The organism is Bradyrhizobium sp. LeoB3 (genome assembly GCF_055456055.1).
The window spans coordinates 130,048-141,436 of sequence record NZ_JBVBEF010000006.1; the positions used below are offsets into that span (position 1 = coordinate 130,048).

General features: G+C 62.3%; 11 protein-coding genes. 9 read left to right on the top strand and 2 right to left on the bottom strand.

What is annotated here, in order from left to right:
• Window positions 1-42: 42 nt before the first annotated feature.
• Both ACZXDY_RS07915 and ACZXDY_RS07920 read left to right on the top strand, forming a co-directional pair.
• Window positions 43-228, top strand: a complete 186-nt coding sequence (locus tag ACZXDY_RS07915; RefSeq protein WP_464345080.1) for a hypothetical protein — start codon at window positions 43-45, stop codon at window positions 226-228.
• A 141-nt stretch (window positions 229-369) separates the two neighbouring features.
• Window positions 370-1,209 carry a universal stress protein gene (locus ACZXDY_RS07920; RefSeq protein WP_464345081.1) on the top strand — a complete coding sequence of 280 codons (840 nt, stop codon included), beginning with the start codon at window positions 370-372 and terminating at the stop codon, window positions 1,207-1,209.
• A gap of 13 nt (window positions 1,210-1,222) precedes the next feature.
• Here the strand turns inward: ACZXDY_RS07920 and ACZXDY_RS07925 are convergent, their stop codons facing one another.
• Entirely contained in the window at window positions 1,223-2,107 is an 885-nt protein-coding gene (locus ACZXDY_RS07925; protein ID WP_035690792.1) for a LysR substrate-binding domain-containing protein, read from the bottom strand.
• A 54-nt stretch (window positions 2,108-2,161) separates the two neighbouring features.
• On the opposite strand from ACZXDY_RS07925, the gene ACZXDY_RS07930 reads away from it, so the two are divergent.
• From ACZXDY_RS07930 to ACZXDY_RS07955, 6 genes are read left to right on the top strand one after another with little or no spacing between them, the layout of a single operon-like run.
• Window positions 2,162-3,376 (top strand): acyl-CoA dehydrogenase family protein, encoded by a 1,215-nt coding sequence (locus ACZXDY_RS07930; protein ID WP_464345082.1) that lies wholly within the window; start codon window positions 2,162-2,164, stop codon window positions 3,374-3,376.
• 4 nt (window positions 3,377-3,380) lie between these two features.
• The gene (locus ACZXDY_RS07935; RefSeq protein WP_464345083.1) at window positions 3,381-5,471 is read left to right on the top strand and encodes an acetate--CoA ligase family protein; all 2,091 of its coding nucleotides are present in this window, start codon (window positions 3,381-3,383) and stop codon (window positions 5,469-5,471) included.
• Complete coding sequence (locus ACZXDY_RS07940; RefSeq protein ID WP_464345084.1) at window positions 5,464-5,829, top strand: hypothetical protein; 366 nt, start codon at window positions 5,464-5,466, stop codon at window positions 5,827-5,829. The genes ACZXDY_RS07935 and ACZXDY_RS07940 overlap by 8 nt, the downstream gene beginning before the upstream one ends.
• Complete coding sequence (locus tag ACZXDY_RS07945) at window positions 5,826-6,686, top strand: alpha/beta fold hydrolase (RefSeq protein WP_464345085.1); 861 nt, start codon at window positions 5,826-5,828, stop codon at window positions 6,684-6,686. The genes ACZXDY_RS07940 and ACZXDY_RS07945 overlap by 4 nt, the downstream gene beginning before the upstream one ends.
• A 35-nt stretch (window positions 6,687-6,721) precedes the next feature.
• Window positions 6,722-7,933, top strand: coding sequence for an ABC transporter substrate-binding protein (locus ACZXDY_RS07950; protein WP_464345086.1), 1,212 nt, complete (start codon window positions 6,722-6,724; stop codon window positions 7,931-7,933).
• A gap of 39 nt (window positions 7,934-7,972) precedes the next feature.
• Window positions 7,973-9,421 (top strand): NAD-dependent succinate-semialdehyde dehydrogenase, encoded by a 1,449-nt coding sequence (locus ACZXDY_RS07955; protein ID WP_464345087.1) that lies wholly within the window; start codon window positions 7,973-7,975, stop codon window positions 9,419-9,421.
• Between the two features lie 9 nt (window positions 9,422-9,430).
• On the opposite strand, the gene ACZXDY_RS07960 is transcribed toward ACZXDY_RS07955, so the two are convergent.
• Window positions 9,431-10,456, bottom strand: a complete 1,026-nt coding sequence (locus tag ACZXDY_RS07960) for a pyridoxal phosphate-dependent aminotransferase (RefSeq protein WP_464345088.1) — start codon at window positions 10,454-10,456, stop codon at window positions 9,431-9,433.
• A 401-nt stretch (window positions 10,457-10,857) separates the two neighbouring features.
• Here ACZXDY_RS07960 and ACZXDY_RS07965 point away from each other — a divergent pair, with 401 nt between their 5' ends.
• Window positions 10,858-11,328 carry a hypothetical protein gene (locus ACZXDY_RS07965; RefSeq protein ID WP_464345089.1) on the top strand — a complete coding sequence of 157 codons (471 nt, stop codon included), beginning with the start codon at window positions 10,858-10,860 and terminating at the stop codon, window positions 11,326-11,328.
• Window positions 11,329-11,389 lie beyond the last annotated feature (61 nt).

The window sequence follows — 11,389 nt, forward strand, 5'->3', positions numbered from 1 at the left end:
GCGAGACGGCGCGCTCGCTTTCTGATCACCGAGGACAGGTCCATGGCCGACAAGAAGAACGTGGTTACCACCGAACCCGGGATCGGTACCCCAAAAAGTCTCCAGACCAAAAAACAGCAGGCAGAGGAGGGAAGCAGGGTCCTCGATTGTCTGGAAGACGACGAAGTTCGAGAAGCGCTGGACCTCCTCCATGAGCGTGACGAGAGAACGCCTCCCTCGCAAGATTGAAGCGGGGACGGTTGCGGGTGACGTCAGTTAGAATTGGTGATCGGCTGCTCCCGGCGTTCAACCCGGTGCGATTGATCCACGTCAATCGCTGTCGTCTTGCTGCGCGCTACGTGTTTTCAACAATTCGCTGGGGAGTTTTCCGTGCCGCTGAGAACCATAGCCGTCTTCTTCGATCCGTCGCCTGCCGGCGAGGCGCGTGCCGACTATGCCGTCAAACTCGCATTCCGTCACCGCGCCCATCTGGTCGGGATCTTCGTGGTGCCATTCGGCTGGGACGGCAATCCGTCCGAATCCTTCGTCCGAGGGCAGGCCGCGGTTCGCGATCTCATTGAACGCCATACGGCGAGCGAACTGGCCGCGACGAAAGCCGCGAGCCAAAGCTTTGCAACTGTTTCGACCCGCGAAGACATCAGTTGCGAGTTTCGTTGCATCCCTCCCGGTGAAGCCAATGAGGCGTCCGCGCTGAACGCGCTGCATTCCGATCTCGTGATCGTTGGCAGTCCGCGGTCAGGCGGCCTGCCGCAGGAGTGGTCGGCGGAATCCCTGCTGCTCGCCACTGGTGTACCCGTCCTCCTGTTGCCCGAGCATTGGAGTGGGACCGCGGCGGAGCACATCGTGGTCGCCTGGAATGCCAGCCGTGAGGCACGGCGTGCCATCAAGGATGCTCTTCCGCTGCTTGCAGCCGCGCAGTCGGTGACTGTCCTCCTGGTGGATTCGCACAAGAATGCCCGGCATGGCGAAGAGCCCGGCGCCGATGTCGGACTGTATTTGTCTCGCCATGGCGTAAAGGTGACCGTCGAGCGGATCCACTCCAACGGCGCTTCGGTCGCCGATGCCATCCTTGGTTTTGCCGGGCGCCACACCCGCGACCTGATCGTGGTCGGTGCTTACAGCCACGCGCGAGCGAGCCAGATGATCTTCGGCGGCGTGACCCGCGCCCTGTTGCGGGACGCGACCATTCCATTGTTGATCGCGCATTGAGAGACCCGGCGGGCTAGCGCTGAAAATCGCTCATGCGGCTTCTCAGCCAGGCGAGAAAGCTGCGCGCCTTTTTCGGCAGGGGGCGGTTTTTCGGCCAGACCGCATAGTGCGCCAACGGGCGTTCGAGCGGTTGTTCGAAGAGCGTCACGAGCGAGCCGTCGCGCAATTCGTTGCGCAGGAGGTGGAGCTGTCCTATCGCCACGCCGACCCCTTCGGTCGCGGCCTGATAGGTCAGCACCGAACTCGGAAACGAGATCCCTGCGTCATTCAAGAGATCGAGACGATTGCAGGCCATCAGCCAGTCCGCCCAGTCTGTCCGCCGATAATGCGAATGCAGCATCGGCACCCGCTTCAGGTCGTCGATCGAATGCAGGTTCGCCTTGCGCCGCAAGGTGGGGCTGCAAACCGGTTGCAGAAGGTCGCGAAACAGCAGCTCGCTTTCAACGCCCGGCCATTTGCCGCCGCCGAACTGGATTGCGAGGTCGACCTTCTCCTTCTCGAAATCAACGGGCGCTACCGCATTGCTGATGCTGAGCCTAATGCCGGGATAGGCGGCGTAGAATGAAGGCAAACGCTCAATCAGCCATTTTGCCGCGAAGGTCGTGTAGACCCGCAGTCGCAACGGCTCCGATTTTCCGCTCGCGACCAGCCGCTGCGTGACTGTTTCGATAACGCGAAACGCCGGCGAAATCTGACGCTGCAGCTCCTCGCCCTCCGGCGTCAGCCTGATGCCGAGCTTGTCGCGCTCAAACAGCCGAAAGCCGAAAAAATTCTCCAGCGTCTGGATCTGGCGGCTCACGGCAGGTTGCGACACGCGCAAATCTTCCGCCGCCCGGGTGAAGCTTTGCAGGCGGGCCGTTACTTCAAACACGTGCAGCGGATTGAGCGGCGGGAGCATTTGTGGCCATAACAAAATATCATGACGTTATAATCTATGTTCAGTTGCCGGGCAATGCTTTGGCTGGAAAACAGGCGTCTTTCGTTCTTCATGGCCCCGGTGCAGATGGATTTCAATCTCTCAGAAGAGCAGCAGATGTTCGCGGACTCGGTGCGCCGTTTCGCCGAGGACAATCTTGCCGAGGGCGCGCTTGCCCGGGCGCATGACCCGCGGTTTCCGTTCGATGTAGCGCGGCTGCTGGCGGATCAGGGGCTGCTCGGCATCGCCTTTGACCCGGCAGACGGCGGTCAGGGCGGAACGCTCTTGGATTCCGTGATCGCGATCGAACAGATTGCCTCGGTCTGTCCCCGCAGCGCCGATGTGGTACAGGCCGGCAATTTCGGGCCGATCCGCACCTTCGTGGAATATGCCAGCGCCGAGCAGAAGGCCCGCTATCTGCCCGACCTGCTGGGAGGCCAGGCCGTTATCAGCCTCGGCATGAGCGAGCCGGACGCAGGTTCCGCCGCGACCGAGATGAAGACCGCCGCAAAGGCCGATGGCGATCACTATGTGATCGACGGTAGCAAGGTGTTCGGAACCCACAGCCCGGATGCCAACCTGTTCCTGGTCTACCTGCGCTTCGGGCCAGGCGTCGGAGGCATCGGCTCAGTGCTGGTGGAGCGTGGAACGCCGGGTTTCACGGTCGGCAAGGCGTCCTCGTTCATGAGCGGAGAAGAGTGGAGCCCGCTGTATTTCGAGAACTGCCGGGTTCACAAGAGCAACGTTCTGCTCGGCCCCGGCGGCTTCAAGAAGCAGATATCGGGCTTCAACGTTGAACGGCTCGGCAATTCGTCGCGCTCGCTCGCGCTTGGCCGCTATGCCTTCAATCTGGCGCGGGAACACGCGCTGGTGCGCCGCCAGTTCGGACGGCTGTTGTGCGAATTCCAGGGCCTGCAGTGGAAGTTTGCGGACATGGCCACCAAGCTCGATTCCGCGCAATTGCTGCTCTACCGCGCTGCCAGCGTCAAGGAAGGCTTGCCGTCGGCGTACCACACCGCCATGGCGAAGCTGGCCTGCAATCAGGCGGGTTTCGATGCCGCCAACGAAGCGGTGCAGATCATGGGCGGTCTCGGCTACAGCACGGAAGGGTTGGCGGAGTACTGCATGCGGCGCACGCGCGGCTGGATGATCGCCGGCGGCTCGATCGAGATCCTCAAGAACCGGATTGCCGAGGACGTCTTCGAGCGGCGTTTCGATCAGCGCGGCATCCAGGTTCGCGCGGCCGAGTAGGGCGATGGCGGACACCGGCTTCGTTCAACCGCTGCTCGCGCCCAGAAGCATCGCACTCGTCGGCGCCTCCGACGACAGCACTAAGACGTCGTCGCGGCCGCTGCGCTATCTGAGGCAGGCTGGATACGAAGGCACGATCTATCCTATCAATCCTCGTCGCGCGCAGATCGCGGGCGAGCAGGCATGGCCTTCATTGTCGGCGCTGCCCGCCGTCCCGGACCACGCCTTCATCCTGACGCCGACGGAGCAGGCCCTGGAGGCGGTCGAGGAATGCGCGCGTCTGGGTGTGCCCGTGGCGACGATCCTGGCGACAGGGTTCTCCGAAGACCGCAATGCGGGACCTGCGCGGGTCGCGCGCCTCAAATCGCTGTGCAGGGATTCGCGGCTGCGCATCCTGGGGCCGTCGAGCCTTGGCGCCATCAACCTGCACCACCGCACGATCCTCACGGCCAACGCCGCGTTTGCGGAGCCGGATCTTCCGGTTGGCGGCACCTTCGTGGCCTCCCACAGCGGCAGCATGCTTGGCGGATTGATATCGCGCGGCAAGGCACGCGGCGTAGGCTTTGCGGGTCTGGTGTCGGTTGGCAATGAAATCGACCTCAGTCTCGGCGAGATATGCGCGGCGACGCTCGATGATCCCAAGATCACCAGCTACATGCTGTTTCTCGAGAGCCTGCGGCACGCCGACGATCTCAGGGAATTCGCGCTCGGCGCGGCGGCGCGCGGCAAGCCGATCGCAGCCTACAAGCTCGGGCGTTCACCGGTGGCGGCGGAATTGGCGCTGTCGCATACCGGCGCGCTCGCCGGCGAAGACGACGTCGCCGACGCTTTCCTGGCCGATTGCGGCATCGCCCGGGTCGAGAACTTCGAGACCCTGCTCGAAGTGTTGCCGTTGCTTGAACGCGTTACCCTCGGCGCGACCTCGGGCCGAAGCCCTCGGGTCGGCATCCTCACCACCACCGGTGGCGGCGCGGCGATGGTGGTGGACGGTCTGGCGGGCAGGGGAATTGAGGTCGCCACACCTTCGAAAGAGACCTTCGCCGCCATTGGCGCTGCCGGCGTCGCCGTGCAGCATGAGCGGATCGTCGATCTGACGCTTGCCGGGACGCGTTATGACGTCATGAAGACCTCGCTCGAGGCGATGCTGGCGGCACCTGAATTCGACATGGTGGTCGCGGTGACGGGATCTTCGGCGCGGTTTCAGCCCGAGCTCGCGGTAAGGCCCGTGATCGACAGCGCGGCATCCGGAAAGCCGCTTGCCGCATTCCTGGTGCCGGATGCGCCGGACGCATTACGTCTGCTTGGGCAAGCCGATGTGCCGAACTTCAGGACTCCGGAAGCATGCGCCGACGCGATCGCGGCAGCCTACAAGAGGCGCAGGCCGCGCCCGGCGCCGCCGGCCGCTCCACTCTCGTCCGGCACGCGACAGCTCGACGAACTCGAAGCCTATGTGCTGCTCGCAGGCCTCGGAATAGACCATGCGCCGAGCGCGTCGCTTCCGGCTGACGGATCGAAGCTGGATCTGCCGTTCTCCTATCCCGTCGCGGTCAAGGCGCTCTCCGCAGAGATCGCACACAAGACGAATGTCGGCGGCGTCGCGCTCAACGTGACCAACGCGGAGGAGCTCAAGGCCGCGATCCTGCGCATCGCCGCCTCTGTGGCCGCGAACTGCCCAGGGATTGCGCTGCGCCATGTCCTCGTCCAGCCCATGACCTCGGGTCTCGGCGAGGTCTTGCTCGGGTATCGGCGTGACCCGGACGCTGGGCCGATCGTGCTGCTCGCAGCCGGCGGCATTTACACGGAGATCTATCGCGATCGCAGCATTCGCCTTGCGCCGGTCGACCTCGCTGGCGCGCGCGAGATGATCGAGGAGCTGAGCATCTCCCGCATCTTCCAGGGCTTTCGCAACCGGCCGGTCGGTGATCTGGAGGCACTGGCCCGCGCTATTGTCGCATTCTCGAAACTTGCCGAATATAGCGAGCGCGGCGTGATCGACGCAGAAATCAATCCCCTCATCGTCCGTCCAAAAGGAGAGGGTGTCCTCGCGATCGACGCGCTGGTGCAGCTCGCACAACAGGGAGATCGTGATGATTGAGCAATTGAAAGAGCGTATAAACGCCGACGCCGGCCTGGTTCGCCGCGGCCGTTTCCTCTCGACCAACTTCCTGCTCGAGGTCGGCTCGACGCAGTGGCTGATAAACATTGTGGAGGGACGAGTCTCGTCCGTGGCGCGGGGCCCCTTCGTGATGCCCTCCTGGTCGTTCGCACTGCGTGCGCCGCAGGAGGAGTGGGCAAAATTCTGGCAGGCCGACCCGCAGCCCGGTTCGCATGACCTGATGGCGCTGATCAAGCGCCGCGTCCTGAAGGCCGAGGGAAACCTCCAAATCTTCATGGCGAACCTTCGTTACTTCAAGGAAAGCCTCGCCAAGCTGCGGGCGGGAGTTGCAGCATGAGCGCGAGCTTTGAACCGATCGTCGGCCGCTACATGAATCTTGAACTGCTGGGCCGGCCGCACCGCCTTTATGTCGAGGAGGCCGGGCAGGGCGTGCCGCTATTGTGCCTGCACACGGCCGGTTCGGATGGCCGGCAATATCGGGCGCTGATGAATCACCGGGACATCATTGCCCGTCATCGGGTGATCGCTTTCGATATGCCCTGGCACGGGAAGTCGTCACCGCCCGCGGGCTGGCACGACGAGGAATATCAGCTCACTTCGCAGCAATACACCACGATGATCCTCGAGATCATGCAGGCGCTCGAGCTGGACAAGCCCATCGTGATGGGATGCTCGATCGGCGGACGCATCGTGCTGCATCTGGCGCTGGAGCATCCCGATCGCTTCCGCGCGATTATCGGTCTGCAGGCGGGTGCTCACGTTGACCCCTACTATGATCTCAACTTCCTGCACCGGCCCGATGTGCATGGCGGCGAAGTGTGCGCGGCGATCGTCTCGGGCCTGGTCGGACCGAAGGCGCCGGTCAAGGAGCGTTGGGAAACGCTGTGGCACTACATGCAGGGTGGTCCCGGTGTCTTCAAGGGCGACCTGCATTTCTACAAGATTGATGGCGACATCCGCCAGCGCGTCGCGCAGATCGATACATCGCGTTGTCCATTGTTCCTGCTTTCCGGCGAATACGACTATTCCTGCACGCCCGAGGAAACGATGGCTGTTGCTGCAAGCGTGAAGGGTGCCCAAGCCACCATCATGAAAGGCCTCGGCCATTTTCCGATGAGCGAGGACCCTCAGGCGTTCATTGGTTACCTGCTGCCGGTGCTCGAGGAGATCAGCCGGACAGCCGGCAAAGGGTAATTGCAATTTTCAATTAAAGGGGAGGACAAGGGCAAATGAATCTTCGTTCCATCGTGCTGGCTGTGTCGGCTGCTCTGGCGGCCACGCCGGCTGCGGCCGAGATTTCGGGCGGCGTCGTGAAAATCGGCGTGCTCACGGACATGTCGGGTCCGTACGCCGACAATGTCGGCGCAGGTGCGGTGCTTGCCGCGAAAATGGCGGTTGAGGATTTCGGCGGCAAGGTCGCCGGCGTTCCGATCGAGGTCGTGTCTGCCGATCATCAGAACAAGGCGGACATCGGCCTTGGCATTGCACGGCGCTGGTACGACACCGAGGGAGTCGACACCATTACCGAGGTCGTGTCCTCGGCGGTCGCGCTCGCTGTTCAGCAGCTCTCGCGCGACAAGAACAAGGTCCTGCTGGCGACCGGCCCCGGGACGCCCGACCTCACGGGCAAGGCCTGCTCACCGGTCGGCATCCATTGGGCGTATGACAACTACGCACTTGCCAATGTCGCGACCGCACCGCTGGTGCATAGGGGGCTGAAGAGCTGGTACTTCCTGACCGCAGATTACAGTTTCGGGCATGCCTTGGAAGCGGAGGCGGCCAAGGTGGTCACCGCGAACGGGGGCCAGGTGCTCGGGTCGGCCCGAGCCCCGCTCAATACGTCCGACTTCTCCTCGTACCTGCTGCAGGCGCAAGCATCGAAGGCCCAGGTGGTCGGCCTCGCAAATGCGGGAGCAGACATGATGAACTCGCTCAAGCAGGCCAATGAGTTCGGTCTGACCGATGGCGGCCAGAATATCGCGGCCTTGCTCGTGAACCTTCCCGACATTCACGCCCTCGGTCTCAACAGCGCCAAGGGCCTGATGTTTGCCGACAGCTTCTATTGGGACCTCAACGACAAGACCCGCGCATGGAGCAAGCGCTTCATGGAGCGCTTCAATGGCAAGGCGCCCGGCAGCCTTCAGGCGGCCGTCTACGGTGCCATCACGCACTACCTCAAGGCGGTGGAAGCAACCAAGAGCGATGAAGGAACGGTCGTCGCACAACAGATGCGCAAGACGCCCATCAACGATTTCTACACGGTGAACGCCACCATCCGCGAGGATGGCCGTGTGCTGCGCGACATGTACCTTCTGCAGGTGAAGCAACCGTCGGATTCGAAGTATCCGTGGGACTACTACAAGGTCCTCGCCACCGTTTCGGGCGACAAGGCGTTTCGTTCCTTGAAGGACGGTAACTGCCCGCTGCTCACCGAGAAATGAGGTCACTCCCGGTCAACACGCAAGCACGAGAGCGTCCGTATGGCAGTCGACTATCCTGAACTGAGGCTGTTCGTCGGCGGCCGATGGATCGGCCTTGACGCGCGAAAGGGTGAGCCGGTCTACAATCCGGCGACGGGAGGTGTCCTCGCCGAGCTCCCGCATGCGACCGAGGCCGATCTGGACGAAGCCTTGGTTGCCGCGGCCGCGGGTTTCGAGCGGTGGCGGCGCACGTCTCCGGTCGAGCGGGCGCGGGTATTGCAGCACGCGTCCGCCCTGATGCTCGCACGGCGGGACCAGATTGCGACGCTGATCACGCTGGAGCTCGGCAAACCGATCGCCGAAGCAAAGGCCGAAGTCGAGCAGGCCGCGGGAATCTTCAGCTGGAATGCAGAGGAGGGGCGACGCGCCTACGGGCGGGTCATTCCGCCGCGAACGCGAGGGGCCATGCAGTTCGCTTTGCGCGAACCGATCGGTCCCATCGCCGCTTTCGCATCCTGGAATGCGCCGGCAATTACGCCGTCGCGGAAGATCAGCGGCGCGCTCGCCGCTGGTTGCTCGGTGATCATCAAGGCGTCGGAAGAAACGCCGGCGACCGCACTTGCCATTGCCGCACTGCTGCAGGAGAGCGGTCTGCCGGATGGGGTGCTGAACGTCGTGTTCGGCAATCCCGCGGAGATATCGGTGAAGCTGATCGGCTCTCCGATCATTCGCGGCATCACCTTCACGGGCTCGACCTCGGTCGGGAAACAGCTCGCATCGCTGGCGGTGCAGGGCATGAAGCGAATGACTCTGGAACTCGGCGGTCACGCACCCGTGGTGATTTTCGAAGATGTCGATCCCGAGGCCGTGGCACTCTCCGCGGTAACGGCGAAATACCGGAATGCGGGGCAAGTGTGCACGTCACCGACGCGGTTCTACGTGCATCGCGCGATCCACGATCGCTTTGTCGCGCGTTTCGCCGAGCTCGCAAGAGCCATCAAGGTCGGAAACGGCCTCGATCCGGCGACGAGAATGGGCCCGCTGGCCAATGCGCGCCGGTTGGAGGCGATGGACCGTTTCCTCGATGATGCCCGCTCGCGGCAGATCGCCGTTCCGGTCGGCGGCAACCGGATCCGAGGCGAGGGATGCTTCTACAGCCCGACCTTGATCGCGAATGTCGATGAGGACTGCCTGGTTTCGAACGTGGAGCCGTTCGGCCCGATCGCCGCGACAACCGCGTTCGACTCGGCGGAAGACGCCATCCGTCTCTGCAATCGGCTCCCCTTCGGACTTGCGTCCTACGTGATGACCAACGACATGCGCAATGCCGGCGCCATGATCGATGGCATCGAGGCGGGCAACGTCATCGTGAACCATTGGCAGGCATCGCTGCCGGAGACGCCGTTCGGGGGCTACAAGGACAGCGGCGTCGGCTCGGAAGGCGGGGTCGAAGGACTGCAGGCCTTTCAGAACATCAAATATGTGAGTGAGCATAGGCCGCCGGCGTAACGGCGCGGCTCAGGTCGCGCGCAACAGGTCCGCGACAGCCCGCCGGGCGATCGCGTTTTCCTCCGGCAGGCCGATCGAAATGCGCACCCAGGTATCGAGCGGTGGATAACTACGACCGATGTCGATGCCTTGTGCTGCGAGCGCGGACGCAATGGCTTGTTGCGGCCGGCCGGAGTTGAAGAACACGAAATTGCCCTGCGATTCCGTGAAGCGAACCTTTCGTTGCCGGAACAGCTCGTACCAGGCATCGCGCTCGACCGTGACCTTCGCGCGAACTGACGGCACATAATCTGTATCTTTCAGACTGGCGTTTGCAGCGACCAGGCTGAGCCGATTGAGGCCGAAAAATGCGCCGATGCCGAGCTGCTTCACCGACTTGGCCAACTCGGCGGGCGCCAGCGTGTAGCCGATGGCAAGGCTGGCGAGCCCGTAGATTTTCGCGAATGTCCTGAAGACGGCGACCTGATCGCCGTTGCGAACGAGGCCGGCGACGGTTCGCTTCTCGAAATCCGGCGTGAATTCGAGATAGGCCTCATCGACGATGACGAGCGTGCGCTTGGAGAGATCGTGCACGAATTCGATGAACTGCGCCGCCTCGCTCACCGTGCCGCTCGGATTATGCGGATTGACGAGATAGACTGCGCGTGTCCGTCCATTGACCTTGCCGGCGATGGCGGGGAGGTCGTTCTCGAGTCGGTCGTTGAGGGGAACGCCGACCACGATGCCGCCGGCGGGCGAGACGGCATCGACCAGCGCAGTATAGCCGGGCTCGGAATAGATGAACTCGCCGCCCGTACCGCCGCGGGCCGACAGATACAGGCCGAGCACGTCGAGAATCTCGCCGAGTACGACCTGCTCGGCAGCAACATTCTCGTGCGCGGCAATCGTCTGCGTCAGCTCGGTGAGTTCGTCGCCGGTATAGCGGCTGAGACCGGTCAGGTGGGCCTTGATCGCCTCCACCGCCCGGGGCGAGGGACCGAACGGATTTTCATTCAAGGAGAGGCGAATTCGATCTTGTTTCGATGCATTGGCCATGGCTGGATACAAAAGACTGCTGGTTGCGGCCGCACTGATCAGCAGCCAATCGCGTCGAGAAAGCTCCGTCAGGGTGCTGCTCCTTACGGTCGATAGCGGTCGCAAAGTTGCGCCGGTCACCACCAACTATAAGCGACCAACGGGACGATCGAGAACACGTCAGACTGCACCGTCGCGCGATTGTTACGCGCGGTGAACTTACGTTGTCTACAGTCTTGATCTCGGATACGGTTCGGACTTCTCTCCGCGCGACACTCTCATTGTCGGGACCGACAACGATAGGATTTTCGGATCGAACGAAAATCGACACACATCGGCGAATACAAACGGTGAATTTATTTTTCTCCGGTGCAAACTGCTGCGAACATTTCGACGTTGAGCACATGCAAAAGGAGGCAAGAATGAAGACAGTGATTGTGTTACTGTCGACGATTTTCCTGCTGGCCGTACCTGTGACGGCGCATTCCAAATCCGTTTTTGTTGCGAAAGTTCCTGGTGTCTGGCGCACGCCAAACGGCGCAGCCTTCCTGGAATTCCGTTCCAACCCTGATCTAAATCGCGCGTGGGTATCAGCGACCTTATGCGATAAATACGTTAATGGAGATTGGGCAGCGTCCGAATGCAAACCATACAACAGCTACAAGATTAGAGTTGCTGGCCTTGTCTACGATCGTTCGTTAGGTGCAATCCGCCTTGGCAAGCACGTGTGCGCCTGGGTGGAAGATGGACTTGTGCGGCCGATCTTTCGGCAGACGGGCCAGTGCAAACTCAACATAGGCACGGTTCGCCAAGACTACAGCGATGGCTTTGATACGTACTGGCGACCGATGGATGTGATCACCATCCAGCTAAATGATGGAACCGGCAGATAGGTCGAGCGGCGCGCCTTGCGGAAATACTGTCTCGCTCTCGTGCAGCACAACGAGAGGAAGG

What these genes read in the sequence shown, in the direction of transcription:
- ACZXDY_RS07955 (WP_464345087.1), top strand. Translation starts at nt 7,973, where the DNA reads ATGGCAGTCGACTATCCTGAACTGAGGCTGTTCGTCGGCGGCCGATGG.
- ACZXDY_RS07940 (WP_464345084.1), top strand. Translation starts at nt 5,464, where the DNA reads ATGATTGAGCAATTGAAAGAGCGTATAAACGCCGACGCCGGCCTGGTT.
- ACZXDY_RS07945 (WP_464345085.1), top strand. Translation starts at nt 5,826, where the DNA reads ATGAGCGCGAGCTTTGAACCGATCGTCGGCCGCTACATGAATCTTGAA.
- ACZXDY_RS07925 (WP_035690792.1), bottom strand. Translation starts at nt 2,107, where the DNA reads ATGCTCCCGCCGCTCAATCCGCTGCACGTGTTTGAAGTAACGGCCCGC.
- ACZXDY_RS07960 (WP_464345088.1), bottom strand. Translation starts at nt 10,456, where the DNA reads ATGGCCAATGCATCGAAACAAGATCGAATTCGCCTCTCCTTGAATGAA.
- ACZXDY_RS07950 (WP_464345086.1), top strand. Translation starts at nt 6,722, where the DNA reads ATGAATCTTCGTTCCATCGTGCTGGCTGTGTCGGCTGCTCTGGCGGCC.
- ACZXDY_RS07935 (WP_464345083.1), top strand. Translation starts at nt 3,381, where the DNA reads ATGGCGGACACCGGCTTCGTTCAACCGCTGCTCGCGCCCAGAAGCATC.
- ACZXDY_RS07915 (WP_464345080.1), top strand. Translation starts at nt 43, where the DNA reads ATGGCCGACAAGAAGAACGTGGTTACCACCGAACCCGGGATCGGTACC.
- ACZXDY_RS07930 (WP_464345082.1), top strand. Translation starts at nt 2,162, where the DNA reads ATGCTTTGGCTGGAAAACAGGCGTCTTTCGTTCTTCATGGCCCCGGTG.
- ACZXDY_RS07965 (WP_464345089.1), top strand. Translation starts at nt 10,858, where the DNA reads ATGAAGACAGTGATTGTGTTACTGTCGACGATTTTCCTGCTGGCCGTA.